This window comes from Cryobacterium sp. TMT1-2-2 (genome assembly GCF_004403505.1).
Classification (GTDB): domain Bacteria; phylum Actinomycetota; class Actinomycetes; order Actinomycetales; family Microbacteriaceae; genus Cryobacterium; species Cryobacterium flavum.
The window spans coordinates 101,776-127,298 of the sequence record NZ_SOGS01000003.1; the positions used below are offsets into that span (position 1 = coordinate 101,776).

Genomic DNA, 25,523 nt, shown 5'->3' on the forward strand with positions numbered 1-25,523 from the left:
ATCGCAACACGGCCGGGGCCGCTTTCGATACCGCCGCCTGGCATCCGCTTCAGGCTTATAGGCTTGACGAATGCGCATTGCCACCTGGAACGTCAACTCCGTTCGTGCCCGCTCCGGGCGAATCGTCGACTGGATGGAACGCGAGGACATCGACGTTCTCGCCATGCAGGAGATCAAGTGCAAGCCGGAGCAATTTCCGTCGCAGGCGTTCGAGGATGCCGGCTACGACCTGGCCATTCACGGCCTGAGCCAGTGGAACGGTGTGGCGTTCGCGAGCCGGGAACCGATGACGGATGTTGTCACCACCTTTCCGAATATGCCCGGCTTCCAGAAGGGGTCAGTTGGCCCTGACCAGCCGCTCGAGGCGCGCGCGCTCGGCGTGACCGTGAACGACCTGCGGCTGTGGAGCCTCTACGTGCCGAACGGTCGCGCGCTCGGCGACCCGCACTACGCCTACAAGCTGGCCTGGCTGAAGGCGCTCCAGACCCACGCGGCCGAGGAACTCAGCCAGCACCCCGCGCTCGCGCTGGCCATGATGGGCGACTGGAACGTCGCGCCGCGCGACGAAGACATGGGCGACCCGAGCTTCGTACCCGGCCAGTCCACCCATATTTCCCCCGAGGAGCGGGCCGTGTTCGACGCCTTCGAACGGGCAGGACTGACCGACGTCGTGCGGCCGATCGTGCCCGAAGGATTCACTTTCTGGGACTACAAGCAGCTGCGTTTTCCGCGCAACGAGGGCATGCGCATCGACTTTATTCTCGGCTCCCCAGCCTTCGCCGATCTGGTGACGGATGCCAGCATCCACCGCAACGAACGCAAGGGCGACGCCCCGAGCGACCATGTGCCGGTGCTCGTCGACCTCGACCTCGGCGGCGATGACGACGACCGCCCGATGATCTTCTAGATGACTCTCACACCGCCGCCCGCGTCAGCATCCGTCACCGTTTCCATCACCCGCACGGTCGATCAGGCGCGCTTCACCGAGGCGAGCGAATGGGTGCAGTACGGCATCAACCTCGCCCACAAATACCCCGGGTTTCTCGGCTCGGGCTGGGTGCGCGGCAGCGAGGATTCCGCGACCTGGAACATGCTGTACCGCTTCTCCGACCACGAGAGCCTTGCGGCCTGGGAGAATTCCGACGAGCGCGCCGAGTGGCTCGAAGCCGGCACCGACCTGGTACTCGACGCCCACGTTGAGAAACGCACCGGCATCGAGGGCTGGTTTGACGGTATGCAACCGGAGCCGGGAGTACCCGCCCTGGTGCCGCCGCCGCGCTGGAAGCAAGCGATCAGCATCTGGCTCGGCTTCTTTCCGGTCAACCTCGTCTTCACCCTGCTGGTGACCTGGCTCGTTCCCGGCTGGGGCGACCTCGCGACGGCGCTCAAGGTGCTGCTGACCACCCTCGTGCTCACGCCGCTGATGGCCTACTTCGTGCTGCCGTGGGTGACCCGGATGCTGCGTCCCTGGCTGCAGAAACAGCCCCGCTAAAACAGGCACCAACAGCAAACGGCACCCATCCTCGACCGTAGGGTCGGGGGCAGGTGCCGTTGTGGTGCGAGGGCAGGGTTGCTTAGGCGGAGACCTTCTCCGGCACCTCGTACTTCGGGTGAGCCTGTTCAGTGGCGGCGTCGAATTCGGCGTCGATCTCGGCGTTTGGCTTGTACGTGACAAGGGAGACCACGACGGCGACGAGCAGGCTGGCCGCGAAGCCCGGAACGATCTCGTACAGGGTGTCGCCCAGCGACGAGTTACCCCAGATAAAGACGACCACCGCACCGGTGATCATGGAGGCCAGGGTGCCCGCGGTGGAGAGCTTCTTCCAGTACAGGGAGAGCAGCACGACCGGTCCGAAGGCGGCACCGAAACCGGCCCAGGCGAAGCCGACCAGGTCAAGAATGGTCGAGTTCTGCTGCAGCGCGATGAGTCCGGCCACGAGCGCCACGACCAGTACGCCGACGCGGCCGAGCATGACCAGCATCTTCGGCGACGCACTCTTGCCGACGATCTTGTAGAGGTCCTCGACCAGAGCCGAAGATGAGACGATCAGCTGCGAGGAAATGGTGCTCATGATGGCGGCGAGCACGGCGGCCAGCACGAGACCGGCGATGAACGGGTGGAACAGCGTCTGAGCCAGAAGCAGGAACACCGTTTCCGGGTTCTCCAGGCTCAGGTCGGGGTTTTGCTGGAAATAGGCGATGCCGATCAGCGCGGTGGCAACGGCGCCGAGCGCGGTTGCAACCATCCAGCCAATGCCGATTCTGCGGCCGGCCTTGGCGTCCTGCGGGGTGCGCAGGGCCATGAAACGCACGATGATGTGCGGCTGGCCGACGTAGCCGAGGCCCCAGGCTACGGCGGAGATAACACCGAGAACGGATCCGCCGGCCGTGAGGGAGAGCAGGTTCGGGTCGACTTCGCGAATGGAGTCGACTGTGGCCGTGATCCCGCCGGTGGCGTTCAACGCCACGAGGGGTACAGCGATCAACGCGACCAGCATCAGGATGCCCTGGGCAACGTCGGTGAGGGTAGCACCGAGGAAACCGCCGAAGAGAGTGTAGAGAAGTGTCACTCCACCGACGATCAGCATGCCCGTCAGGAACGTCGAGCCGAAGGACTCCTCAAAGAACACACCGCCGGCGACCATTCCGGAGGAGACGTAGAAGGTGAAGAAGACCAGGATGATCAAGCCGGAGACGATGCGCAGCAGTCGCGAGGTGTCTTTCAGCCGGTTCTCGAAGAAGCTTGGAATGGTGATCGAGTTGTTCGACACCTGGGTGTACGAGCGCAAGCGCGGGGCAATGAATTTCCAGTTGAGCCAGGCGCCGATGGTGAGGCCGATCGCGATCCAGGCTTCCACGAGGCCGGACACGTAGATTGCTCCCGGGAGGCCAAGAAGCAGCCAGCCGGACATGTCGGAAGCGCCAGCGCTCAGGGCTGCTGTGCCCGGTTTGAGGTTTCGGCCGGCGAGCATGTAGTCGTCAAGATCTTTGGTTTGCCGAAAGGCGAAGTACCCGATGGCGACCATGCCAGCGAGATATAAAGTGATTGCGATTATCTGAAATGTTTGATCCGTCAATGGGATTCCTTTGTTGGGATGCCCGACGTACTGGACGTGATTACCCGAGGTGCCGGGCAAGCTCAAAGCTTCAGTCTCGCAGAAACACGGGCTTTTTACCATTGTTTGTCCCCCATTTACTCATCCAGCTCGCGAGGGTGTGCGATCCTGAGTGGTCATGCACACAAATGACAGAGCTGTCGGCGTTGACCGCAAACTGACCAATTATGCCGACCGGGATTTCAGCAAATTCATTCGGCGGGCCTTTCTTGCCTCGGCCGGATTGGACCCCGAAGACCTCGACCGACCGGTCGTTGGCATCGTCAATACCTCCTCGGATTTCACGACCTGTCACCGGGATATGCCTCAGCTCATCGAGAGCGTGAAGCGCGGTGTGCTCGAGGCCGGCGGCCTGCCCTTCGTCTTTCCGGTCATGTCCATCGGTGAAATTCTGACCACCCCCACGAGCATGCTCTTTCGCAATCTCATGGCCATGGAACTCGAAGAGCAGCTTGGCAGCCAACCGATGGATTCGGTGGTTCTGCTGGGAGGCTGCGACAAGACCGTGCCGGCCGAACTCATGGCGGCGGCGTCGGCCGACATCCCGGCAATCTCGCTCGTCGTCGGCCCGATGTCCGTCGGCAGCTACAAGGGCGAACGGCTCGGCGCCTGCACCGACTGTCGACGCCTGTGGTCGGAGTTCCGCGCCGGTACGATCGACGAGACCACCATCGGCGAGATCAACCAGGAACTCGCGCCGACCGCCGGTACCTGCATGGTGATGGGGACAGCCTCAACCATGGCCTGCATCGTTGAAGCGATGGGGATGTCGCTCCCCTTCGCCGGCACCGCCCCGGCCGTCTCCGCCCACCGGCTGCGGCTCGGTGTGCAGACCGGTCGTCGGGCCGTAGAGATCGCCGCCGCCGACCGCCGACCGTCGCAGATCATGACCGCGGGGGCATTTCGCAACGCGGTGACCGTACTCGCTGCCATCTCCGGTTCGACGAACGCGATCATCCACCTGACGGCGATTGCCCGGCGGCTCGGCATTGAGCTCGACCTTGACGATTTTCACGAGATCGCGGCGCGCACTCCGCTGCTGGTCGATTGCAAACCGGCCGGCCAGAACTACCTGCCGGACATGCACCGCGACGGCGGGGTGCCCGCCTTGCTCAAAACCCTGTCCCCGCTGCTCGACCTCGATGTGCTGACCATCACCGGGCAGACCCTGGGCGAGGCCCTCGACGGAGCCGTTGCTCCCCAGGCCTGGCAGAGCACGGTGCACGCGCTCGACGATCCGCTCGGACCGACCGGTGCGCTCGTGGCGTTGACCGGCTCCCTCGCGCCGGACGGCGCCGTGATCAAAGTGGCGGCGGCATCCGCTCACCTGCTGGTGCACGAGGGGATCGCTGCGGTGTTCGATTCCCTCGATGATGTGGAGGCGCGGCTGAACGATGAGAGTCTCGCGCTGACCCCGGATCACGTGCTGGTCATGCGCAACATCGGCCCGGTCGGAGCCGGCATGCCGGAAGCCGGATCGATTCCCATCCCCCGCTATCTGGCCCGGCAGGGCGTTCGCGACATGGTGCGCATCTCGGACGGGCGCATGAGCGGCACCGCCTATGGCACGATCGTGCTGCACTGTGCACCGGAGGCCGCGATCGGCGGGCCGCTCGCCCTGGTTCGTGACGGCGATCGGATTCGGCTCGACGTGCCCGGTCGCACCGTCGACCTGCTCGTGGACGACGAGGAGCTCGCCCGTCGGCGTGCCGACCTGCAGCTGCCGGCCCTGCCTGCGCGCGGCTGGAGTCGACTGCACGCGTCGACGGTTCTGCAGGCCCCAGAGGGTGCCGATCTGGCCTTCCTGCAATAGGTACTGTTGCGCTAGTTGTCAGGACGGGTCGAGCAACTGCGCCAAGTGGATGCCGCGGCGGTCGCTGAGATCCTGCAGCTGGGTTCGGCAGGAGAAGCCATCGGCGAGCACCACGGTCGCAGCCGCAGCGCCGCGCACGGCCGGGAGGAGTTGCTGCTCGGCCACGGCGATCGACACGTCGTAGTGGCCGCGCTCCACGCCGAAGTTGCCGGCCAGCCCACAGCATCCGCCGAGCTGGGTCAGTTCGGCGCCGGCTTGCTGCAGCAGCGCAGCGTCGGGGCTCCAGCCCATCACGGCGTGGTGGTGGCAGTGCGGTTGGGCCACGACGGTGGTGCCTTGAAGGTTCGGCGGCAGGTAGTCGGGCAGCGTCGCCAGAAATTCGGCGAGCGTATGGGTGGCCGCGGCCACCGGCTGCGCCGCCTCATGGCCGAGTAGTTCGAGGGCGTCGGAGCGGAGCACACCGGTGCAGGAGGGCTCGAGTCCGACGATCGGGATACCGGCATGCGCGACCGCGGCGAGGCGGCCGACCGTTCTGCCGAGAATGGTGCGCGCCGCATCGAGCTGCCCGGTGGAGATCCAGGTGAGGCCGCAACAGAGCGGCTGCTCGGGGATCTGCACGGTGCATCCGGCGGCTTCCAGCACCCGCACTGCGGCACGGCCCACCTCCGGCGTGAAATAGTTCGTGAAGGAATCCGCCCAGAGCAGTACCGGGCGCGCATTCTCGGCGCTAGGGCGCGGCTCGCGAGCCTGAAACCAGTCAGTGAAGGTCTGTTCGGCGAAGGTTGGGATCGAGCGACGGTGGTCGATGCCGGCCAGCCAAAGAGCCAGTCGGCTCAGCAGGGGCAGCCGCACCAGCCGGTTGAGCAGCTTCGGGGCGACGGAGGCCAGGCGCGCCCACCGCGGCAGCCAGCCGAGCGAGTAGTGGGTGATCGGGCGCAGGCGACCCTTGAAACTCTGGTGCAGCACCTCCGCCTTGTAGGCCGCCATGTCCACCCCGGTCGGACAGTCCGAGGCGCAGCCCTTGCAGGACAGGCACAGGTCGAGGGCATCGTGCACTTCCGGCGAGCGCCAGTTCGCGCCACCCTGGTTGATCATCTCCTGCAGCACCCGCGCCCGGCCCCGCGTGGAATCCTTCTCTTCCCGGGTCGCCAGGTAGGAGGGGCACATCACGCTGTCGCCGGTGTTTTCGGCTCGACACAGGCCCACTCCGGTGCAGCGGTGCACGGCCTGGCTGAAGTCGCCCCCGTCAGAGGCATAGGACAGGGCCAGCCCGGTGCGCACCGACGGCGCGTGCGCCGAGCGGATGTCCGCATCCAGCGGGCGCGGATCCACGACGATCCCCGGGTTCAGCACGTTGTCCGGGTCCATGATGGCCTTCACCGAGCCGAACAGGGCGAGCGCGGCCTCGGAGTACATGATGGGCAGCAGCTCGCTCCGGGCCCGGCCGTCGCCGTGCTCACCGGAGAGCGACCCGCCATAGCTGGCCACGAGCCGGGCCGCATCCGTCATGAACGCCCGGAATCGGGCCCGGCCGTCGGCGCGGCCGAACGGAAAGTCGAGGCGCACGTGCACGCAGCCATCGCCGAAGTGCCCGTAGGGAAACCCGACCAGGTCGTGCTCGCGCAGGAGCTCGTCGAAGTCGCGCAGGTAGGCGCCGAGGCGCTCCGGCGGCACGGCGGCGTCTTCCCAGCCGGAATGGGCTGGTGCCCCGACCGGCGACCGGCCGGCCAGTCCGGCGCCGTCCTCCCGAATCTTCCACAGTTGGGCGGCCTGGCGCGGGTCGGTGATCACCCTCGCGTCCACGGCCGCACCGATCTGGCTCACGCGCCCGGCGCGGTCGGTCACCTCCTGCAGGTCTCCTCCGGACACCTCGATGAACAACCAGGCGGTGCCGGCCGGAAGGTCGGGAACGGCCTCCGGGCCTTTTCGGGTACGCACGACATCGACGATGCGCGAGTCGAGCCCCTCGCAGGCGGTCGGCTGAAAGGGCAGCACGGCCATGACCGCGTCGCCGGCCGCACCGATGTCGGAGAAGCCGAGCACGACCATCCGCTTGTGAGCGGCGTCGGCGACCAGGCTGACGCCGGCTTCCAAGACGATCGCCAGGCTGCCCTCGCTGCCGACCAGCGCGCGCCGCAGGTCGAAATCGCGCTCGGGCAGCAGATGTTCGAGGGCATAGCCGGAGACCTGACGGCCGAAACGGCCCAGTTCGGTGCGGATGGTGCCGAGCTCACCGCGCACGAGTTCGCGGAGGGCGTCGGTTTGGGGTGAGGCGGGGGTGCCGTCGCCCCCGAGAAAGAGCCGTTCGCCGGTTCCGGTCAGCACGTCAAGGTGGGTCACGTTGTCGGCGGTTCGGCCGTAGGCCAGGGTGCGCGAACCGCAGGCATTGTTGCCGATCATGCCGCCAATGGTGCAGCGGGTGTGCGTCGACGGGTCGGGGCCGAAGCGCAGACCGAGCTTGAGCGCCGCCTGCTGCAGGGTGGCGTGCACCGTTCCCGGCTGCACCACCGCCGTGCGGGCCTCCGCGTCAATCGACACGACCTGGTTCAGGTACCGGCTGAAATCCAGGATGACGCCGGCACCGATGGCGTTTCCGGCCACCGACGTGCCGGCGCCGCGCGAGGTGAGGGGAATGCCCCGGTCTCGGCAGAGCGCCAACGTCGTGGCCACGTCATCGACGTCGCGCGGCAGCACGACGGCCGACGGAACGACGCGGTAGAGCGAAGCGTCCGAGGAATACGCCGCCCTCGTCGTGTCGTCGTTGCGCACATGCAGCACCCCCCGGGAGCGCAGAGCGGTGGCCAGAGATTGCGGCTGTGCGACGACGGTGTGCATGGGTAGCAATGCTACCGGCGTCGTATTGTGCACAATGCGCTCCGAAAGTTCTTACGCCCGAGTCTTTGACTCCTGCCTCAAATTGGATACAGTATCCAAATGAGTCTTTGCAACGATGCAATCCAACCGACACTCGCTCCGGCGCACGTTCCGGCACCCTGTGACCGGAGCACGCGATGACCGGCAGGACGAATGACTGGCTCGGCCTCGCCACCCAGCGCGTTCTCGTGGCGGGTGCCGGGGGAATCGGCACCGCCTGCGCTCTCGCCTTTCTGGAGGTTGGCGCCCAGGTTGTCGTGGCCGATCTCAGCCCAGAGCGTCTCGCCGAGCTGGATCCCCGCATCATCGGCGTACAGGCAGACCTGACGACCACGGCCGGGTGCGAGAGTGTGGTCGCCACGGTGGTGGAACGCGTCGGCGGCCTCGATGTGCTCGTGCACGCCGTGGGGATCAACCATCGGGTTCCCGTGCTCGACCTGAACGACGACGACTGGAAACGCATCCTCGACGTCAACCTCTCCAGCGCATTCCGTCTCGGCAAGGCTGCCGGCCGAATCATGATCGATGCCGGCTACGGGCGTCAGGTATTCTGCTCCTCGGTTTCGAGCACCCTCGCCCACGCCGACCACGCGCCGTACGCGGCGAGCAAGGGCGGCCTCAACCAACTCGTGCGGGTGATGGCGCGCGAATGGGCCGCCTCCGGCGTCACCGTCAACGCCATCGCGCCGGGTTACACCGAGACCGAGCTGACCCGCGCACACCTGGACCGGCCCGGAATGCGGGACCACTACACCGAGCTGGTGCCGGCCGGCCGGCTCGGCACCGTGGATGACCTCACCGGTTCCGTGCTCTTTCTGGCCTCACGCCAGGCGGCCTTCGTCACCGGTCAGGTGCTGTTCATCGACGGCGGGCGGACCCTTGTCTGATCGGGCCGTGATCGAACACGCACAGGGCGGGCGTCTTCCGCTGCTGTCCCCGTCCGACCTCGACCCCGCCGGGCGACGCCTCTACGACGAGATCATCGCTCCCCCGCGCGGCGACGGGCCGTTCCTCGTGGTCGACGATGACGGGCTGCTGGCCGGCCCGTTCAACGCGCTACTGTACTCCCCCGCCCTGGGTCAGGCCGTTTCGGCCCTCGGTGCCTCGCTGCGTTTTGCCGGCACGCTCGAGAACCGCACCCGCGAACTGGTGGTGTGCCTGATCGCCGCCGTATATGGCTGTGAGTACGAGTGGTACGCCCACAGCCGAGTGGCGGCCACCGTCGGCATCACGCCGCTTGAATTGCGGGCGCTCGCCCAGGGGGTGACGCCCGAGACGGCCACCGAGGCGGAGGCATCCGCTCTCGCCTTCGCTCTGGCGCTCGTGCGGGGCCGAGCCGTCGATGCGGCCACCCACGCCCGGGCGGAGCAGCATCACGGCCACGCCGGCCTGGTCGAGATCACCATCTTGGCCGGGTATTACCAACTGCTGGCTGGTCTGCTGATCGCGTTCGACGTTCCCGCTCCCGCCAGCGTCACGGAGGTCTCCTCATGATCGACATCGATACCGGGTCGCCGCTCGGCGGCATCAAGGTCGCCGATTTCTCCCGGGTATTGGCCGGTCCGTTCGCCTCCATGATGCTCGCCGACTTTGGAGCCGACGTCATCAAGATCGAGCACCCGGCCGGGGACGACACCCGGGCCTGGGTTCCGCCGGTCGACGCGAACGGCATGGGCTCCTACTTTGCCAGCGTGAACCGCAACAAGAGATCCGTCGTCTGCGACCTGCGCACCGAAGCCGGGTTGGCCGAAGCCCGCAGCATCGCCCTCACCGCCGACGTGGTGATCGAGAATTTTCGTCCGGGCGTGATGGAAAAGTACGGACTCGACGATGCTTCGCTCCGACTAGAGCGACCGGATCTGGTCTACTGTTCGATCACCGGTTTCGGTACGGATGCCGGGGCTCACCTTCCCGGGTATGACCTGCTGGTGCAGGCCGTCGGTGGTCTCATGAGTGTGACCGGATCCCCCGATTCCGAGCCCAGCAAGGTGGGCGTCGCGCTCGTCGATGTGATCACCGGCCAAAACGCCGTCGTGGGAATCCTCGCCTCCCTGCGGGTGCGCGATCGCACCGGGCAGGGGCAACGCGTGGAGGTGAACCTGCTCTCCTCGCTGCTGGCCGGCATGGTCAACCAGTCGTCGAGCACGCTCGCCACCGGAACGGCTCCGCGCCGAATGGGAAACGCACACCCGAGCATTGCGCCCTACGAAACCTTCAGCACCCAGGATGGCCCGATCGCCGTAGCGGTCGGCACCGACAAACAATTCGTCAACCTGGTGCGCGTACTCGGTCTGCCCGAGCTGGCCGACGACGACCGTTTCGGCAGCAATACCGAGCGTCTGGCCCACCGGGCTGCGCTCAAGGAACTGCTCGAGGAGCGCTTGCAGCATCGGCCAGCCGCAGAGTGGTCGGCCGCTCTGCTCTTGGCCGGAGTACCGGCCGGCAAGGTGAACTCGATTCTCGAAGCGCTCGAGCTTGCCACGACGCTCGGCCTTGCTCCCGTCGTGGACGTGACAGACGGCTCCCGTACCAGTCGGCAGATCGCTAACCCGATTCGCCTCTCCCATACCCCCGCGCGCTATCTGCGACCGCCACCGTTGCTCGGCGAACACGCCGGAGCCACGTTCAACACCACAGCACTGAATACCACAGTAACCACCACGACCAGAAGGACAGCCCATGCTTGACACCTCAGATCTCATCGGCATTGAATCCCTGCTCACCGACACCGAGATCGCCCTGCGCGGAGAAGTTCGTTCCTTCGTCGACTCGTCGATCAAACCAAACATTGCGAATTGGTACGAAAAGGCGATTTTTCCGCTCGAAATCGTGCCGGAAATGGCCAAGCTCGGTCTTCTCGGCATGCACCTCAAGGGCTACGGCTGCCCCGGGCGCACGTCGGTGGAGTATGGCCTCGCGGCGATGGAACTGGAGGCAGGCGATTCCGGGCTGCGCACCTTCGTGAGCGTGCAGGGCTCCCTCGCCATGAGCGCGATTCACAAGCACGGCTCCGAGGAGCAGAAGAACGAGTGGCTGCCCCGCATGGCCGCCGGTGAGATCATCGGCTGCTTCGGCCTGACCGAGCCGACGGCCGGGTCCGACCCGGGAAGCATGACCACCTTCGCCCATCGTGATGGCTCCGACTGGGTGCTGAACGGCACGAAACGGTGGATCGGACTCGCCTCGGTGGCCCAGGTGGCCATCATTTGGGCGATGACCGGAGACGGTATCCGCGGGTTCATCGTGCCCACCGACACTCCCGGCTTCGTCGCGACCCCGATCGAGCCGAAGCTGTCGATGCGGGCGTCGATCCAGTGCGAAATCCAGCTCACCGACCTGCGACTGCCGGAGTCAGCGATGCTGCCGAAGGCTCGCGGTCTGCGCGGACCATTCGAGTGCCTCAACGAGGCGCGCTACGGCATCATCTGGGGCGCGATGGGCGCTGCCCGAGACAGCTACCTGACCGTTCTCGACTTCTCTCGCGAGCGGATGCAGTTCGGCAAGCCGCTCGCCGGCTACCAGCTGACCCAGCAGAAACTCGTCAACATGGCACTCGAAATCAACAAGGGAACCCTGCTGGCCCTGCAGATCGGGCGGCTCAAGGACCTCGGAACGCTGTCGACCCACCAAATCTCGGTGGGCAAGTTGAACAACTGCCGGGAGGCCATCGAAGTCTGCCGGGAAGCGCGGGCCATGCTCGGCGGGAACGGCATCACCCTGGACTATTCCCCGATGCGCCACGCGAACAACCTGGAAAGCGTGCGCACCTATGAAGGTACCGACGAGGTTCACACCCTCATTCTCGGGCAGCACATCACCGGCATCGCGGCCTTCCGCTGAGTAGGAGTGAGTGAGGGGTGGGTTAGAGTCATGACCGTGACACGACTAACTCCCCCCTCGGTGACCGGCCCCCGGCCATCGACGGCCCCGGAATTCGTCCTCAAGGAGCTGCGGCGGCTGATCGTCGTCGGCGAGCTGGTTCCCGACCAGCCGCTTCGCCAGGACACGCTCGCCGAACGCCTCGGGGTGAGCCGGGTGCCGGTTCGCGAAGCCTTGAACACGCTGGCCGCCGAGGGTCGGGTGGTGCACGAGCCGCACCGTGGCTACCGGGTGGCGCGGTTGTCGTTGGACGACCTGCTGGAGGTCTACCGACTTCGGCAGCTGCTCGAGACCGAAGCCGTGCGCACGACCATGGCCAATCCGCCGGCCGGCGTGCTGAGCGATTTTCGCGACGCTGCCCGCGCGGTCGAAATCGCCAGCGACGGTGGCGACCTCCTGGCGATGACCGAAGCCAATCGACGGTTTCACTTCGTGCTGGTGGCGGCAGCCGGGCTGCCGCGGCTGGAACGTATTGTCGGAGCCCTGTGGGACTCGACCGAGGCCTACCGGCTGCTGTACTACGAAACCCCCAGCAACCGGGAGCGCGTGGAGAGTGAACACTCGCAAATGGTGGAGGCATTCGCCGCCGGCGACACCGACCGGCTGATCCAGCTCCTGGACGATCACCGGCGACACGCCACGAACGCGCTCCGCGCCCTGCTGACTTAGAGCACCAAACTCGTCCAAACTATAGCCGGTAGGATTTTACTATGGCACGAGACGACGCACCGGAACGCACAACGCACGCTGACAAGGTCTACGCCCTCTTGTTCGGCCAGTTGATGAACGGCACGTTCGATCCGGGTGCTGCGCTGAACATTCCCACGCTGTCGCGCGAGTTCGAGGTGAGCCAGACGCCGATCCGCGAGGCGCTCGCCCGTCTCGAACACACCGGGCTCGTGCATCGCGAAGCTCTTCGGGGCTACTTCGTGGCGCCGCTGTTCAGCGAAGTCGAGCTGGACAAGCTCATGGAAGCCCGGCTCGTGCTCGAGCCGGCCCTGGCGCTGGAGGCTGGCCGGCGGGTGACGCCGGAGTTCCTCGCAAAACTCCTGGTGCCGATCGATGACCTGCTGCGCCTCTCGGAGTCCCAGGTGGTGCGTTCCTTTCGGGAGTACTGGTCGGCCGACGAGGATTTTCACTCTCTCATCGCCGAACAGTCGGCGAACCCCTTTCTCGAGGGGGCCTATCGGTCCCTCGGCGGTCAGGTGCAGCGCTTTCGCCTGTTCGTGAAACTCGGTTCAGCGGATGCCCGATTCGCCGCCGCAGAACACCGGCAGATCTACGATGCTTTCGTGGCGCGTTCGCCCGAAGCCGCTGCCGACCTGATGCGCCACCACATCGAGAGCGCCCGGTTGCGCGCTCTCAGTGATCGCAAAACCATCCTCGCGAACGAATAGCGGCGATTCGCCGGGTCAGACGACGCGAAAGCTCAGCTCGCCGATTCCGTCGACACCACCACGAACCTCGTTGCCGGTCACGATGGCGCCCACTCCGGCCGGCGTGCCGGTGAAGATCAGATCGCCCGGCCGGAGGGTGACGAAGCTCGACAGCGACGCGACCACCTCCGGAACGGACCAGATCTGGTCGGCGAGATCGCCGTGCTGGCGACTGTCGCCATCCACGCTCAGCCACACGGTTCCGGCAGCCGGATGACCGATCCGGGCTGCTGCCACAAGCGGGGTGCAGGGGCCTGAGAAGTCGAACCCCTTGGAGAGATCCCACGGCCGCTTCAGCGCCTTGGCCTCGTCCTGGAGATCGCGGCGCGTCAGGTCGATCCCGGCGCCGTAGCCCCAAACGTGGCTGAGGGCATCCGCTACCGTGATATCGCTGCCGCCGGCGCCGATCGCCACGACGAGTTCCATCTCGTAGTGCAGATTGGCGGTCTGCGGCGGGTAGGGCACCTCGTGCGGGGCGATCCCGAACTCCGGAACACCCTCGTCGACGGCGAACACGGCATCGGCCGGCTTGGCGAAGAAGAAGGGGGGCTCCCGATCGGGGTCGTTACCCAGTTCGCGCGCGTGATCGGCATAGTTGCGCCCCACGCAGAACACCCGGCGCAGGTAGTAGCGATCATCCGAGTCGATGATCGGAAGGCTGGGCGCGGTCGGCGGCGAGGAGACGGCAGACAGTGGATTGATCGGGTGCATTATTTCACTATAGTATGCTCTCAGTAAGCAAACTATAGGCGGGATCGAATCAATGAAGACTCACGTCATCGTCGCCGGAGCGGGCATCGTCGGACTTTCCACCGCGTACGAGCTCACGCGCCGAGGCCACCGCGTGACCGTGCTGGAGAAGGAACGCGGCGTTGCGGCGCACCAGACCGGCAACAATTCCGGCGTCATCCACTCCGGCCTGTACTACACCCCCGGAAGCCTGAAGGCGACGCTGGGCCAGGCCGGGGCCATTTCAATGGAGCGCTTCGCGAAAGACAACGGAGTCGCCATTGATATCTGCGGAAAACTCGTTGTCGCCACGAGTGCGTCTCAGATACCCGCGCTGGAACGACTCTACGAACGCGGCCAGGCCAACGGAGTGGGCTGCAGCATCGTCAGCGCGTCCGAGGCGCGCGAGGTTGAGCCTCACGTCAACGCCGTGGCCGCGTTGAAGGTGCCATCCACCGGCATCGTGGACTATCGCGGCGTGTGCGCCGCACTGTGTCGGCTGATCGAGCAAAGCGGAGGTGAAGTTCTCTTCGACCAGAAGATCGTCGGCGTGACGACCCATCCGGACGCGGTGACGGTCACCACGAAAGTGGCGGAATATCGCGCCGACGAGTTCGTGAACTGTGCCGGACTGCACAGCGACCGGGTCGCCAGTCTGGCCGGCCTGAAACCCGACGTGCGGATCATTCCGTTTCGGGGCGAATACTTTGAGCTCACGCCCGAGTCGACGCACCTGGTGAACGGCCTCATCTATCCGGTGCCGAACCCGGCGTTTCCGTTCCTCGGAGTGCACCTGACCAAAATGGTCAAGGGGGGCGTTCACGCCGGACCCAATGCCGTCTTCGCCCTCGCCCGCGAAGGCTATACCTGGCTTCAGATCAACCCCCGGGATACCTGGGAAAGTGCCAGATGGCCAGGTTTGTGGAAGTTGGGCAAGAAGTTCTGGCGAAACGGACTCGATGAGGTCGCCCGTTCCCTGTCGCAGAAGCGCTTTCTGGCGAGCCTGCGCGAGCTCGTTCCCGCACTGGCCGACGACAGTCTGGTGCCCACCCACGCCGGAGTACGCGCTCAGGCCATGCGACGAGACGGCAGCCTGGTCGACGATTTCTATTTTGAACGCGCCCCCCGGCAAATTCACGTGCTGAATGCGCCATCCCCCGCCGCGACGGCCGGGCTGGAAATCGGCCGGGCTGTTGCCGATGAATTGGCAGCCCTACGATGACCGAGCCGACGCGCGTGGTGCTGCCGCGCATTCTGGTTCCGGCCGCGCTGCCGGCGCGGGATCGCGGCAACGGCGCATCCACTGTTGCTCTCGTCACCAAAGCGATTGGCGCAGACACTTTTCTCAATGGCCTGACGACCTTCGAACCTGGGGCAGCGATCGGCCACCACAGCCACAACTGCATCGAGAGCGTGGTCGTCGTTCAGGGTGAAGCAGTCGTGAACATCGACGGCGTTGAAACACGGTTGTCGACCTTCGACACCACCTTTGTTCCCGCCGATATTCCGCATCACTTTCGCAATGCGTCGCTGGTCAACCCCATGCGCATCCTCTGGACCTACGGGTCAGCCGATGCGACCCGCACGATGGTGGACACCGGTGTCACGGGCCGAATCGACGGCGAAGACCACGGTTAGACCCCTTCCTGTTGAACGGCGCTAGGCGCGCGCGTCGCCGAATCTGCGGTCGACGAAAGCGTGATGGGCGATGCCGAGGTGGGCGGCCATGAGCGCGGCCGCCACCTCGGGGTGCTGTTTCAGGATGGCGACGGCGAGATCACGGTGAAACGCCACGCTGCGGGCGATATCCTCGTCGGAGTAGTAATAGAAGGCACCCAGAGACAGTGACGACGCCGTGAGCGTGCGCACGATCTGAACCAGTCGGGGGGCTCTGGCCGCCGCCAGAATGAGATCGTGGAACTCCTGGTTGTTCGCCAGGAGTTCCGCGCGATAGCTCGGCGACCGCGCTTCAATGATCGCCTCCATCGCCCGCACCGATTCAAACAACGCATCGGCTTCATCGTCCGAGCGGATGAGCGCGGCCAGCCCCGCCGCTTTGGACTCCAAATTTTGTCGCAGGTCAAAGACTTCGTCGATGTCCGAGCGGGTCAGCTGCGCCACGAAAGCACCCCGATGGGGTTCCGTGATGACCAGACTTTCCTCGGTCAACCGGCGCAAGGCCGCACGCACGGGAGAACGGCTGACGCCGAGCTCAGCGGTGAGAACGGACTCGAGCAGGTGCTGGCCTGGTGGATAGGCACCCGACACGATGCGGCCCCGCACCACCGCGTAAACGCTGTCGTCTGCACCTGCCATTGTTCTTCCCGTTCTCAGTTGACTCGGCTGCTGTACAGCAGCTGTAGCTTAGCGTCAGTGTTCTCGCGACATTTTCGCCCGGGGGTCGTGGTGCGACAAACGTTCCAGCAGGTAATCGACCTCGGCCCTGGTTGTTTCTGTCATTCGGCCGGACGGTGACCGTTGGGCTGCGGAAGCGATAACACCACGGCGCGCGAAGACGTACTTGCGAACCGCCAGACCGATTCCCGGCTGCTGCTCGTAACGAATTAACGGCAGGTGGGCGTCGAACAGGTCGTGGGCCGCCTCGCGGTTCCCCGCAGCGGCCAACGCCACCGTGTCGACGAGCATTTCCGGAAAGCAATAGCCGGTCATGGCGCCGTCGGCACCACGTTCCGTTTCGAAGTCCAGAAAGAGGCCGCCATTGCCGCAGAGGATCGACAGCCGAGGCATGCTGCCGTCAGCTTCATAGCCGCGCAGGGTGGTGATCTTCTCGAGCCCCGGCCAATCCTCGTGCTTAAGCATGAGGGCGTTGTCGTTCTCGAGGGCAATCCGTCGAATCACCTGGGGCGTCATCACCACCGAGAAGGTCAGCGGGTAATCCTGGATAACGAACGGTGTTTCGGCGCCGATGGCCGCACTGGCACCCGCGTAGTAACCCACGATTTGATCGTCGGTGCGCAGCGAAACGGGTGGGGCAATCATGACGCCCGCCGCTCCGGCGTCCATCACGGCCGCCGTTAGGGCCTGCATCGCCGCAAAGCCCGGTGCGGACGCTCCGACGATGATGGGAAAGGTCGTGCGTTCCACGAACCGCGTGGCGATCCGCACGGCTTCCTCGGCCGAGAGCTTCGGTGCTTCGCCGAGCTGTCCCAGAACGGTCAGCCCATCGACACCGGACTCGTTGTAGAACTCGATCAGGCGGTCGAGCGAGACGTAGTCCACCGCCCCGTCCTCGAGGAAGGGGGTGGGGGCGATGGCGTAGACCCCGGCGGTAGAACGCGAAAATGCTCCCGCCGTCACCATCGTGCTAGCCGTGTGCGCAGTCATCCGCTCAGACACTGGCGATCAATCCTCCATCAATACGAATGGTCGACCCAGTGATGTAGGAAGCCGCCTCGCTGGCCAGGAACGCGACCGTTTTGCCGTACTCATCGGGGGTGCCGTAGCGGCCGAGCGGAATAGTGGCTTCGCTCTCGGCGGTCACGTCGGCCACCGCACGATTCTCGCGTGTCGCCTTCGCTTCGTCGAGAAAGGCGATGCGGCCAGTAAGGATGCGGCCGGGCAGCACGGTGTTCGCGGTGATGCCATCGCCACCGACTTCGCGTGCCAGGGTCTTTGACCACCCGACCAGGGTCGACCGCAGGGCATTCGACAATCCCAGATTCGGGATGGGGGCGATCACTCCCGAACTCGTGTTCGTGATGATGCGACCCCACTGTCGTTCGCGCATTCCGGGAAGCACTCGATCGGTCAGTGCGATCACCGGAAGGACCATCGATTGGAAGTAGCTGGTCCACTCTGCGGCGGGTACTCCGCTGACCGGCGTTGGTTTGGGTCCGCCGGTCATATTGATGAGGATGTCGATTCCGCCCAGGCGCTGTTCAATCAGGCTGACCTGTCGGTCCATCTCGACGAGATCGGCGAGGTCCCAGGCGAAGGCTTCGGCTCGGCCTCCGGCGTCGGTGATGGCGCTGACGGTGGCAGCGGCCCCCGCCAGGGTTCTGCTGGCGACAGCGACAGAAACGCCCTCGGCGGCCAGGGCGCGGGCGATGGCTCCTCCCAGGCCACCGCCGGCACCCAGCACGAGTGCCGTTTTCGTTCCGATTCCTAGGTCCATGGTGATCCTTTCGTTGACGTGCCGGCGGTCAGTTCTCGTTGCGCGCGAGCGTGGATTCGAGCAGCCAAGCTACCGCTGAGTCAATGTGATCTGCCGTCCCCGGAGCTGCCGGGTTCTCGCGCAGGGAACGAATCGTCTGCTCGTAACGCCCTGAGGTGCCGGCGAGTACCGTTGCCGGCAGGCCGATGTCATTCAGCTGGGCAATGGCCCGATGAACCTCGTGGGATCGCCGCTCGGCGTGCACCACGTGCGTGCGCACGATGGCGTTGAGAAATTGCGTGAATCCGGCCTGGTTGATGTCGTCGAGAACCAGGTACAGCTCGTCCCGAACACCCTGGCTCTCGGCCGCGATCAGGCATTCCACTCCGAGGGCTTCCAGCCCCTTGGTGAGCACCGTGCGCAAAAGCTTCAACGTCATAGCATCGCCCGGTTCACCATCGGCGAGTGCACGGGCCGGGGCCTGAATCGTCGCGAAATCGGCCAGCGCGGTTTCCGCTCGAGGCCCGGCGAGCAGGATCGGGGTCTGCAACCCGGTGAGTGCGATGGCGCCCATGATCGCGGCGTCGACATACGCGACGTTCCTGGCGGACATCCGCTGGCCCATTTCTTTCTTGCCCGCGGTGGTCGCGGTACTCAGATCGACGTAGACCGTGTCGGCACGAAGAAAAGGCAGGGCGGCTTCGGCCGCGCTGTCTGCGACATCGCCGGGCACGCAGGCCCAGACCCGATCTACCTCGCCGAGCCACTCGCCAATGGTTTCCTTCAACTCGACGTCGAGTTGCCGGGCGCATTCCCGGGCTTGCGATGAGGGGAACGAATCGCACAGCACCACGTCGAATGCCGCTGCCGCGGCGGCAGCATAGAGCCGTCCGACCTCGCCACAACCGATGATGGCCAGCTTCATTGGGTTCCTGTCCATCGAATTGACTGGGTTCGCACTAACTGCATTGATCCCGACTGTACGAAATTTAGACAATCCTGTCAATGTTGAGGAATTACATGCCGATAATTCGGGTTTGTTGACGTAGATGGTACGACGAATGTATAAATGTACAGAGGGATGATCACATTCCCAAGCCCGCTCGAACCAATGAAGTTTGGAGCACACAGCTCATGACCATCCGCTCTCGTTCAATCCCGCAACGACGCACAGTACGCATTGCCATTGCCGCTCTCGCGGTACCGGCCCTCTTTCTCACCGCCTGCAGTGACGGCGGCGGCGCGGCCGGCGGCTCCACCGCCCTGTCCATTGCGGCCGGGGGCACCGGCGGTGTGTACTACCCGCTGGGTGGCGGTATCGCCACAATGATCGGCAACGACATCGAGGGGTACAGCGCCACCGTTCAGGAAACGAACGCATCCGTCGACAATCTGCTTCTGATCCAGACAGGCGCGGCCGACTTGGCCCTCGTGGTGGGCGATGTGGTCTCCGATGCCGTGGATGGTGTCGGTTCCTTCGCGGACAATCCTGCCGACATCTGCTCGCTCGGTAACCTCTACAACAACTACATGCAGCTGGTCACCTCGTCCGGCACCGGCATTGAAAGCGTTGAAGACATGAAGGGCTTGCGCGTCTCCGTCGGATCCCCGTCCTCGGCCACCGAAGTCGGCGCCATCCGCATTCTCGAAGCCGCCGGCATCAACGTAGAGACCGACATCGACCGCCGCCAGCTCGGCGCCGCCGAGACCGCCGACGCACTGCGCGACGGCACGATTGACGCCGGCTTCTGGTCTGGCGGCCTCCCCACCGGTGCGCTGGTCGACTATGCCAGCACCGGCGACATGGTGCTGGTGAACTTCGGCGAATACGCCGATGCTCTCGCCACCGAATTCGGTGCCTACTACGTCGAACAGGACATCCCGGCCAACACCTACGAGGGCCAGACCGAAGCAGTGTCGGTGATCGTCTCGCCGAACCTGCTGGTCGCCAGCAATGACATGGACGAGACCCTGCAGGAGCAGATCACGGCAGCCATCTTCGACAATAAGGAAGCCCTGATCCAGGTGCACCCGGCAGCCGAGGAACTGGACGCCGCGACGGCCGGTAACGTTCCCTACATCACCACCTGCGCGGGCGCCCAGACGTACTTCGACCAGGCCAGCTAAACCGCGATGCGCAAGCCAGCCGTTGCCATCGCGGCGGCGCTCGTCACGCTCACCGTCGGCGCTCTCGGCCTCGTCACCGCCTTCGGGCCGGTCGACGCCAGCGCCGACGGGAGCGGCGAACGGATGATCGTGGTCCGTGACCAGGACGGCGACGTGCTGGCCAGCCTTCCGCTGAACGGAGACTCGTTCTCCGTCAGCTATCGCAATTCGATCTACCAGACCATGGCTGAGGAACGCTACGTCGTTGCCGCCGACGGAAAATACGAATTGGTCGAAATAGCGGCCGATCAGCTGGCCGTGATCGAAGAGTATTACGCCGTGCCCGACGCTCCGCGCCGCGCATCGCCCGGCGACCGACGCGCCTATGTCGTCGAGCCGGACCCCAGGCATCCGGCCGTGTTCGAGGCACTCTCGATCGCGGCAACCGACCTCGGCGAACGAACCATTCACATTCCCGGGTCGTCGCCCTACGCACTCTGGCAGCTTGTCGACGATGCCGCCCCCTACCTAGTACTTGAGATCGAGGAGACACCATGACCCAGGAAACGGGCCGCAGCGCAGCCGTCAACACCAAATCACCGCCGAGCGCACCGGGCGGCACCGCATCGGACCTGCTCGACGAGGCCGATCCCAAAATCGATGAGGAAGCGCTACTCGCGGAGTTCGATGCTGAAATACCCGCGCGCAAGCTCAGCGGTATTCCCCAGCTCGTGGTCAAGATCATGGGGGTCGCTCTTTCCCTGTTCGGTCTGTACTGGGTTTTCAACCCGATGGCCTCGCAGTTCTACCTCCCCGCATTCCTGATGCTCGCCCTGTCGGCCACCTTTCTCGCCTACCGGGGTTGGGGCAGCAAGAACAAGGCCAAGGTCCCGGGCGCGAAAGACAACCCCCGCATCGCGGACTGGTTACTCGCCGTGGTCGCGGTTGTGCCCTTTGCGTACATCATCTCCGACTGGGACGCATTCTTTCGTCGGGCGATCATTCCCACCGACCTCGACGTCATCATGGGCACGCTCGCCATTCTGGTGACTCTCGAAGCCGCGCGCCGCACCGTGGGTCTGATGATCCCCATTGCCGTCATCGTCTTCTTCGCCTACGCCCACTGGGGTTCCTATATTCCGGGCGTGTTCGGCACCTCATCGTTCGACTGGTCCCGCCTCGTCGGTCACAACATCATGGGCACCCAGGGATTGTTCGGTGTTCCCACCAATGTGGCGGCCACCTTCGTCATTCTGTTCACCCTGTACGGCGCCGTCCTGACCGGTTCCGGGGCGAGCAAATTTTTCATCGATCTTTCGTTCGCGGCTTTCGGACGATCTGCCGCAGGCCCTGGTCGCACTGTCACCCTGGCCGGCTTCCTGCTCGGCACAGTTTCCGGTTCCGGCGTTGCCACCACGGTGACCCTCGGTGGAATCTCCTGGCCACTGCTGCGCCGTGCCGGCTACCCGCGCGAGCACGGCGGCGCCCTACTCGCGGCTGCCGGTATCGGCGCGATCATGGCTCCGCCGATGATGGGTGCTGCGGCCTTCATCATCGCTGCTCTGCTCGGCGTCTCCTACCTGCAGGTGCTGATCTGGGCCATCATTCCGACGATCCTGTACTACTTCGGACTCATCCTCTCCATTGAAATGGACTCGCGCCGCTTCAAGACGACCGACGTGAAGATGGAGGTGAAGCCGATCGGCAAGCTCCTGCTGCGATTCGGCTATCACTTCAGTTCGCTCGCTGCGATCGTGGTGTTCATGTCGTTCGGAATGACGCCGTTCCGCGCCGTTGTCTACGCCACGGTGCTTGCCCTCGTGCTGAGCTTCTTTGATCGCTCGTCGTGGATGACGCCACGTCGAATCTGGGACGCCTTGGCCACGGGAGCCGCCGGCGCCATGTCGATCATCCCCGTGATGGCCGCGGCCGGCCTCATCGTCGGCGTGCTCACTCTCACCGGCCTCGGGCTGAAGCTGGCGGGCATCATCGTGTCCGCCGCCGGCGGCAACCTGCTGCTGACGGCCATCCTCTCCGCTGTCGCGGTCACCCTGCTCGGCCTGGCCGTTCCGGTCACGGCGAGCTTCATCATCTCCTGGGTCATCATCGGTCCAGCCCTGCAGGACGTCGGTGTGCCGGCATTCGCCGCGGCAATGTTCATCTTCTACTACTCGGTGCTCAGCGAGGTGTCCCCGCCGACGGCGCTGTCGCCGTTCGCAGCATCCGCTATTACCGGTGGCAAACCCATCACGACGATGTGGCTGACCTGGAAGTACACCCTCACGGCCTTCCTGGTGCCATTCGTATTCGTGCTGTCCGAGGCCGGGATCGGCCTGCTCCTGCAGGGTGGGGTCTGGTCAATCGTGCTGGCGACTGTGACTTCCGTGCTGGCTGTCGCCGCTCTCGCTGTCGCAACCGGCGGCTGGCTCTGGGGCCCGGCGAAGTTGCCGGAGCGGCTCCTGATCGGTGGCGGTGCCTTGCCGCTCGTCACCCTGTCCCTCCTCCCCATGGCCATCGGGGTCGGCATGATCGTGCTGGGAATCGTCGTGCACCTGATCGGGCGTCGGCGTCGGGCCGCCGAGACAGCCGAACCGGCAGTCTCACACAGCACCACGGCCTGATCCGCGGGGTGACCAAGCGTGTTGGTCGCCCCCCCCGCTTCACCCTGTAGACCACATTTCGCGCTACGTGAAAGGCTGCCCATGCGTCTCTGTACTGTTCGTGACGGTTCGTTTGAAATCGCCGCCGTCATCCTTCCTGACCGCGGAGTAGCGCTGATTCGCGATCTCCTGCCGGGCTTCACGGGCGACGTGCTTGAGGTCCTGACTGCGGGCACAGCGGATGCGATCGAGGCGGCAGCTCTCGCCGCTGACGCTTCGGTCTTTCGCCCGGCGGATTCCGTGACCTTCGGTGCGCCGTATCGGCACCCCCGCATGTTGTGGGGCATCGGATTGAACTATGTGGAACATGCGTCGGATCTCGCCGAGGGCGTACCGGACGAGCCGGCCTCGTTTATCAAGGGCGACCACACCATCATCGGTCCGGGCGAGAACATCCCGATCCCCTGGCAAAGCATCCGCACCACCGCTGAGGCCGAACTGGGCATCGTGATCGGACGATACTGCCGCAACGTTGAACCGGACGATGCGTTGGGCTATGTGGCCGGCGTGGTTCCGCTCCTCGACCAGACGGCCGAAGATATCCTGCAGAGAAATCCCCGGTTTCTGACGCGGTCGAAGAACTTTCCCGGGTTCTTCTCCTTCGGGCCGAGCATCGTGCCGTTGTCAGAAGTGTTTGCGTTCTACGACTCTTTGGCCGACGTCACGGTGTCAACGGTCATCAACGGTGCCGTTCACCGCAGTAACACCGTTTCAAACATGCGCTACGACCCGGCTTTCCTCATCAGCTTTCACAGCAAGGTCATGCCGCTCTATCCCGGCGATATCATTTCGACCGGAACGCCCGGTGCGGTGCAGGTTCGGCCGGGGGATGTCGCGGAGTGTCGCATCCCGGGGATCGGTGTTCTGCAGAATCCCGTTGTGGACCAGTCGCGCTAACGCGCAGTCACGCCAGCAGGGCCGCGACGACGATCAAGGCCGGCATCGAGAGGATCGTCGTGAGTAACACGGTGTCGCGGGTGACGACGATCGCCCGGTCGTAACGCGAGGCGAAGTTGAAAATGTTCTGCGCGGTCGGCAGGGCCGACACGGCGACGACCGCGAACAGCTGGGCGCCGTCGAGGTCGAACACGAAATGACCGAACAGGTACGCGATGATCGGTGCCAGTACGACCTTGATCACCGTGGCCACGACGACCTGTTTGCGGCCGGTGCCTGCCTGCAGCAGGCGCTGGCCGTGCAGGGACATGCCGAACGAGAGCAAGACCATGGGAATGGCTGCTCCGCCGATGAGCTCGAACGGTGCCAGTACCGGGTCCGGCAGGGTGATGCCGGACACCGCAACGACCACACCGGCGAGTGAGGCGAGAATCATCGGATTGCGAAACGGTTGGGTAAGGATCGATCGCAGGGATGCCCGGCCGTGGGTGGCCAGGTCGAGAATCGCCAGAATGGTCGGGGCCAGAATCACCAGCTGCAGCAGCACCACTGGCGCCACATACTGGGCACTGCCGAGCACATAGATGGCCACCGGCAATCCGATGTTGTTGACATTGATATAGGTCGCGCTCGACGCACCCAGCACCGTCTCGGCCAACGGAGTGCGAAAGAACAAGCGGGACGCCACCACATAGAGCAAAGCGCCCACGAGGACCGTGCAGACGATGGCGGCCAGAAACTCGGAGAACAGCACCGAGACGTCAGCGTGCGAGAGCACGGTGAACAGCAGTGCGGGGGTCGCGACGAAGTACGCCATGCGGTTGAGCACCCGGCCGGCGCCCGCCCCGACCAGACTGAATCGTTCGACGAAGTACCCGATCAGGATCACAAATCCGATAATCGAAAACCCGACCAAAACACCGCCCATTTAGTTGAGCCTACGGGTTCACTCAGCTGATCTCCCGCGCGGCCCTTTCGGTCGTGCGATCGACGTTGCTACGATCCAGGCATGCCCCGACTCGACGTTCCTGGCGCTTTCCTCTACTACGAGACTCAGGGAGACCCCGCCTCGCCAGCCCTGCTGCTGATTCACGCGGGCATCGCGACCCTGCGCATGTGGGATCCGCAGGTAGCCGCCCTCGCAGCGCACCACTACGTCATCCGCTTCGACACCCGTGGTTTCGGTCAGACCACGACCCAGAATGTGGAATTCTCCAACCGAGCGGATGCCACGGCGCTGCTCGATCATCTCGGCGTCGCTCGCGCCACCCTGATCGGCTGCTCACGCGGAGGCACGATCGCGATCGACCTCGCCGTGGCGAGGCCCGAGCGAGTCGCCGGCCTCGTGACGATCGGGTCAGGGCCCAGCGGGTTTCCCGATGTGGAACTCACCGAGAAGGAAGACGCCCTGTTCGACAAGCTGGATGCGGCCTTCGAAGCCCGCCAGTGGCCGCGGCTGGCGCGGCTCGAGGTTGCGCTGTGGGCGGTTGGACCCACGCGCAAGGCGGCCGACGTAGATCCCGCTTTTCTGGCCCTCGCGCAGGAGCTGAATCTGCGCAACGTCATCCACGCCACGGAAGCGCCGATCCTGATTCCGTTGGAGCCGCCGGCGCTCGACCGGGTGAGTGACATCGACGTTCCCGCGCTGGTCACTGTGGGTGAGCTCGACGTCACGTCATCGCTGGCGCAGTACGAGTTCTTGTTGGAGATGTTGCCGCAGGCCAGCGGATGCACGTTCCGCGACACCGCGCACCTGCCGAGCGTCGAGCATCCGCTGGAGTTTCAGCGCGTACTGATCAGCTGGCTCGCGACCAACAGTCTCTGATCCCTCTTCCTCTCCTGCTCCGGGCAGAAACAAACCGCTGCCCGGTTCTCCCACACCCGAACCGGGCGACCCGA

24 protein-coding genes are annotated in these 25,523 nt (G+C 65.0%); 16 read left to right on the forward strand and 8 right to left on the reverse strand.

Features of this window, described 5'->3' with window-relative positions; translation table 11 throughout:
- Nucleotides 1–70: 70 nt before the first annotated feature.
- Nucleotides 71–907 carry an exodeoxyribonuclease III gene (locus tag E3T35_RS02695; RefSeq protein WP_134377820.1) on the forward strand — a complete coding sequence of 279 codons (837 nt, stop codon included), beginning with the start codon at nucleotides 71–73 and terminating at the stop codon, nucleotides 905–907.
- Entirely contained in the window at nucleotides 908–1,492 is a 585-nt protein-coding gene (locus E3T35_RS02700) for an antibiotic biosynthesis monooxygenase (RefSeq protein WP_134377821.1), read from the forward strand.
- A gap of 82 nt (nucleotides 1,493–1,574) precedes the next feature.
- Here E3T35_RS02700 and putP read toward each other — a convergent pair whose 3' ends face one another.
- Nucleotides 1,575–3,077, reverse strand: a complete 1,503-nt coding sequence (gene putP, locus E3T35_RS02705; RefSeq protein ID WP_134377822.1) for a sodium/proline symporter PutP — start codon at nucleotides 3,075–3,077, stop codon at nucleotides 1,575–1,577.
- 157 nt (nucleotides 3,078–3,234) lie between these two features.
- Here putP and E3T35_RS02710 point away from each other — a divergent pair, with 157 nt between their 5' ends.
- Nucleotides 3,235–4,929: a dihydroxy-acid dehydratase gene (locus tag E3T35_RS02710; protein ID WP_134377823.1), complete on the forward strand. Its 1,695-nt coding sequence runs from the start codon at nucleotides 3,235–3,237 to the stop codon at nucleotides 4,927–4,929.
- An 18-nt stretch (nucleotides 4,930–4,947) separates the two neighbouring features.
- On the opposite strand, the gene E3T35_RS02715 is transcribed toward E3T35_RS02710, so the two are convergent.
- Nucleotides 4,948–7,764: an FAD-binding and (Fe-S)-binding domain-containing protein gene (locus E3T35_RS02715; RefSeq protein ID WP_134377824.1), complete on the reverse strand. Its 2,817-nt coding sequence runs from the start codon at nucleotides 7,762–7,764 to the stop codon at nucleotides 4,948–4,950.
- 176 nt (nucleotides 7,765–7,940) lie between these two features.
- Here E3T35_RS02715 and E3T35_RS02720 point away from each other — a divergent pair, with 176 nt between their 5' ends.
- The 6 genes from E3T35_RS02720 to E3T35_RS02745 are packed head-to-tail and all read left to right on the forward strand — an operon-like array spanning nucleotide 7,941 to nucleotide 13,079.
- Nucleotides 7,941–8,690 carry an SDR family NAD(P)-dependent oxidoreductase gene (locus E3T35_RS02720; RefSeq protein ID WP_134377825.1) on the forward strand — a complete coding sequence of 250 codons (750 nt, stop codon included), beginning with the start codon at nucleotides 7,941–7,943 and terminating at the stop codon, nucleotides 8,688–8,690.
- A gap of 7 nt (nucleotides 8,691–8,697) precedes the next feature.
- Nucleotides 8,698–9,297, forward strand: a complete 600-nt coding sequence (locus tag E3T35_RS02725) for a carboxymuconolactone decarboxylase family protein (RefSeq protein ID WP_241988712.1) — start codon at nucleotides 8,698–8,700, stop codon at nucleotides 9,295–9,297.
- Nucleotides 9,294–10,490, forward strand: coding sequence for a CaiB/BaiF CoA-transferase family protein (locus E3T35_RS02730; RefSeq protein WP_134377827.1), 1,197 nt, complete (start codon nucleotides 9,294–9,296; stop codon nucleotides 10,488–10,490). Before E3T35_RS02725 ends, E3T35_RS02730 begins: the two co-directional genes overlap by 4 nt.
- Complete coding sequence (locus E3T35_RS02735; RefSeq protein WP_104090059.1) at nucleotides 10,483–11,643, forward strand: acyl-CoA dehydrogenase family protein; 1,161 nt, start codon at nucleotides 10,483–10,485, stop codon at nucleotides 11,641–11,643. Before E3T35_RS02730 ends, E3T35_RS02735 begins: the two co-directional genes overlap by 8 nt.
- Nucleotides 11,644–11,673: 30 nt before the next feature.
- On the forward strand, nucleotides 11,674–12,351 hold the full coding sequence (locus tag E3T35_RS02740; protein ID WP_134377828.1) for a GntR family transcriptional regulator: 678 nt from the start codon (nucleotides 11,674–11,676) through the stop codon (nucleotides 12,349–12,351).
- Nucleotides 12,352–12,392: 41 nt separating this feature from the next.
- Complete coding sequence (locus E3T35_RS02745) at nucleotides 12,393–13,079, forward strand: GntR family transcriptional regulator (RefSeq protein WP_134344654.1); 687 nt, start codon at nucleotides 12,393–12,395, stop codon at nucleotides 13,077–13,079.
- A gap of 15 nt (nucleotides 13,080–13,094) precedes the next feature.
- Here the strand turns inward: E3T35_RS02745 and E3T35_RS02750 are convergent, their stop codons facing one another.
- Nucleotides 13,095–13,829, reverse strand: a complete 735-nt coding sequence (locus E3T35_RS02750; RefSeq protein WP_134377829.1) for a fumarylacetoacetate hydrolase family protein — start codon at nucleotides 13,827–13,829, stop codon at nucleotides 13,095–13,097.
- A 52-nt stretch (nucleotides 13,830–13,881) separates the two neighbouring features.
- On the opposite strand from E3T35_RS02750, the gene lhgO reads away from it, so the two are divergent.
- Together lhgO and E3T35_RS02760 are read left to right on the forward strand one after the other, a co-directional pair.
- Nucleotides 13,882–15,069, forward strand: a complete 1,188-nt coding sequence (gene lhgO, locus E3T35_RS02755) for an L-2-hydroxyglutarate oxidase (protein ID WP_134377830.1) — start codon at nucleotides 13,882–13,884, stop codon at nucleotides 15,067–15,069.
- Complete coding sequence (locus E3T35_RS02760; protein WP_092338201.1) at nucleotides 15,066–15,485, forward strand: cupin domain-containing protein; 420 nt, start codon at nucleotides 15,066–15,068, stop codon at nucleotides 15,483–15,485. The genes lhgO and E3T35_RS02760 overlap by 4 nt, the downstream gene beginning before the upstream one ends.
- A 21-nt stretch (nucleotides 15,486–15,506) precedes the next feature.
- On the opposite strand, the gene E3T35_RS02765 is transcribed toward E3T35_RS02760, so the two are convergent.
- Genes E3T35_RS02765 through E3T35_RS02780 form a run of 4 tightly spaced genes read right to left on the reverse strand, consistent with a single transcriptional unit; the run spans nucleotide 15,507 to nucleotide 18,886 of the window.
- On the reverse strand, nucleotides 15,507–16,163 hold the full coding sequence (locus E3T35_RS02765) for a GntR family transcriptional regulator (protein WP_134344657.1): 657 nt from the start codon (nucleotides 16,161–16,163) through the stop codon (nucleotides 15,507–15,509).
- A gap of 54 nt (nucleotides 16,164–16,217) precedes the next feature.
- Complete coding sequence (locus E3T35_RS02770; RefSeq protein WP_198420989.1) at nucleotides 16,218–17,192, reverse strand: dihydrodipicolinate synthase family protein; 975 nt, start codon at nucleotides 17,190–17,192, stop codon at nucleotides 16,218–16,220.
- 4 nt (nucleotides 17,193–17,196) lie between these two features.
- On the reverse strand, nucleotides 17,197–17,982 hold the full coding sequence (locus tag E3T35_RS02775) for an SDR family oxidoreductase (RefSeq protein WP_134344658.1): 786 nt from the start codon (nucleotides 17,980–17,982) through the stop codon (nucleotides 17,197–17,199).
- 28 nt (nucleotides 17,983–18,010) lie between these two features.
- Nucleotides 18,011–18,886: an NAD(P)-dependent oxidoreductase gene (locus E3T35_RS02780; RefSeq protein WP_134377831.1), complete on the reverse strand. Its 876-nt coding sequence runs from the start codon at nucleotides 18,884–18,886 to the stop codon at nucleotides 18,011–18,013.
- A 209-nt stretch (nucleotides 18,887–19,095) separates the two neighbouring features.
- Here E3T35_RS02780 and E3T35_RS02785 point away from each other — a divergent pair, with 209 nt between their 5' ends.
- From E3T35_RS02785 to E3T35_RS02800, 4 genes are all read left to right on the forward strand, one after another.
- Nucleotides 19,096–20,088, forward strand: a complete 993-nt coding sequence (locus E3T35_RS02785) for a TAXI family TRAP transporter solute-binding subunit (RefSeq protein ID WP_134377832.1) — start codon at nucleotides 19,096–19,098, stop codon at nucleotides 20,086–20,088.
- 6 nt (nucleotides 20,089–20,094) lie between these two features.
- The gene (locus E3T35_RS02790; RefSeq protein WP_134344661.1) at nucleotides 20,095–20,625 is read left to right on the forward strand and encodes a hypothetical protein; all 531 of its coding nucleotides are present in this window, start codon (nucleotides 20,095–20,097) and stop codon (nucleotides 20,623–20,625) included.
- Nucleotides 20,622–22,688, forward strand: coding sequence for a TRAP transporter fused permease subunit (locus tag E3T35_RS02795; protein WP_134377833.1), 2,067 nt, complete (start codon nucleotides 20,622–20,624; stop codon nucleotides 22,686–22,688). Before E3T35_RS02790 ends, E3T35_RS02795 begins: the two co-directional genes overlap by 4 nt.
- A gap of 81 nt (nucleotides 22,689–22,769) precedes the next feature.
- A complete protein-coding gene (locus E3T35_RS02800) occupies nucleotides 22,770–23,624 on the forward strand; it encodes a fumarylacetoacetate hydrolase family protein (RefSeq protein ID WP_134377834.1) in 855 nt (284 codons plus the stop codon).
- A 7-nt stretch (nucleotides 23,625–23,631) separates the two neighbouring features.
- Here E3T35_RS02800 and E3T35_RS02805 read toward each other — a convergent pair whose 3' ends face one another.
- Nucleotides 23,632–24,552, reverse strand: a complete 921-nt coding sequence (locus E3T35_RS02805; RefSeq protein ID WP_134344664.1) for an AEC family transporter — start codon at nucleotides 24,550–24,552, stop codon at nucleotides 23,632–23,634.
- A gap of 81 nt (nucleotides 24,553–24,633) precedes the next feature.
- On the opposite strand from E3T35_RS02805, the gene E3T35_RS02810 reads away from it, so the two are divergent.
- The gene (locus E3T35_RS02810; protein ID WP_134377835.1) at nucleotides 24,634–25,449 is read left to right on the forward strand and encodes an alpha/beta fold hydrolase; all 816 of its coding nucleotides are present in this window, start codon (nucleotides 24,634–24,636) and stop codon (nucleotides 25,447–25,449) included.
- The last annotated feature ends 74 nt before the right edge of the window (nucleotides 25,450–25,523 follow it).

What these genes read in the sequence shown, in the direction of transcription:
- E3T35_RS02695 (WP_134377820.1), top strand. Translation starts at nt 71, where the DNA reads ATGCGCATTGCCACCTGGAACGTCAACTCCGTTCGTGCCCGCTCCGGG.
- E3T35_RS02700 (WP_134377821.1), top strand. Translation starts at nt 908, where the DNA reads ATGACTCTCACACCGCCGCCCGCGTCAGCATCCGTCACCGTTTCCATC.
- E3T35_RS02710 (WP_134377823.1), top strand. Translation starts at nt 3,235, where the DNA reads ATGCACACAAATGACAGAGCTGTCGGCGTTGACCGCAAACTGACCAAT.
- E3T35_RS02715 (WP_134377824.1), bottom strand. Translation starts at nt 7,764, where the DNA reads ATGCACACCGTCGTCGCACAGCCGCAATCTCTGGCCACCGCTCTGCGC.
- E3T35_RS02720 (WP_134377825.1), top strand. Translation starts at nt 7,941, where the DNA reads ATGACCGGCAGGACGAATGACTGGCTCGGCCTCGCCACCCAGCGCGTT.
- E3T35_RS02730 (WP_134377827.1), top strand. Translation starts at nt 9,294, where the DNA reads ATGATCGACATCGATACCGGGTCGCCGCTCGGCGGCATCAAGGTCGCC.
- E3T35_RS02735 (WP_104090059.1), top strand. Translation starts at nt 10,483, where the DNA reads ATGCTTGACACCTCAGATCTCATCGGCATTGAATCCCTGCTCACCGAC.
- E3T35_RS02740 (WP_134377828.1), top strand. Translation starts at nt 11,674, where the DNA reads ATGACCGTGACACGACTAACTCCCCCCTCGGTGACCGGCCCCCGGCCA.
- E3T35_RS02745 (WP_134344654.1), top strand. Translation starts at nt 12,393, where the DNA reads ATGGCACGAGACGACGCACCGGAACGCACAACGCACGCTGACAAGGTC.
- E3T35_RS02750 (WP_134377829.1), bottom strand. Translation starts at nt 13,829, where the DNA reads ATGCACCCGATCAATCCACTGTCTGCCGTCTCCTCGCCGCCGACCGCG.
- lhgO (WP_134377830.1), top strand. Translation starts at nt 13,882, where the DNA reads ATGAAGACTCACGTCATCGTCGCCGGAGCGGGCATCGTCGGACTTTCC.
- E3T35_RS02760 (WP_092338201.1), top strand. Translation starts at nt 15,066, where the DNA reads ATGACCGAGCCGACGCGCGTGGTGCTGCCGCGCATTCTGGTTCCGGCC.
- E3T35_RS02765 (WP_134344657.1), bottom strand. Translation starts at nt 16,163, where the DNA reads ATGGCAGGTGCAGACGACAGCGTTTACGCGGTGGTGCGGGGCCGCATC.
- E3T35_RS02770 (WP_198420989.1), bottom strand. Translation starts at nt 17,192, where the DNA reads ATGACTGCGCACACGGCTAGCACGATGGTGACGGCGGGAGCATTTTCG.
- E3T35_RS02775 (WP_134344658.1), bottom strand. Translation starts at nt 17,982, where the DNA reads ATGGACCTAGGAATCGGAACGAAAACGGCACTCGTGCTGGGTGCCGGC.
- E3T35_RS02780 (WP_134377831.1), bottom strand. Translation starts at nt 18,886, where the DNA reads ATGAAGCTGGCCATCATCGGTTGTGGCGAGGTCGGACGGCTCTATGCT.
- E3T35_RS02785 (WP_134377832.1), top strand. Translation starts at nt 19,096, where the DNA reads ATGACCATCCGCTCTCGTTCAATCCCGCAACGACGCACAGTACGCATT.
- E3T35_RS02790 (WP_134344661.1), top strand. Translation starts at nt 20,095, where the DNA reads ATGCGCAAGCCAGCCGTTGCCATCGCGGCGGCGCTCGTCACGCTCACC.
- E3T35_RS02795 (WP_134377833.1), top strand. Translation starts at nt 20,622, where the DNA reads ATGACCCAGGAAACGGGCCGCAGCGCAGCCGTCAACACCAAATCACCG.
- E3T35_RS02800 (WP_134377834.1), top strand. Translation starts at nt 22,770, where the DNA reads ATGCGTCTCTGTACTGTTCGTGACGGTTCGTTTGAAATCGCCGCCGTC.
- E3T35_RS02805 (WP_134344664.1), bottom strand. Translation starts at nt 24,552, where the DNA reads ATGGGCGGTGTTTTGGTCGGGTTTTCGATTATCGGATTTGTGATCCTG.
- E3T35_RS02810 (WP_134377835.1), top strand. Translation starts at nt 24,634, where the DNA reads ATGCCCCGACTCGACGTTCCTGGCGCTTTCCTCTACTACGAGACTCAG.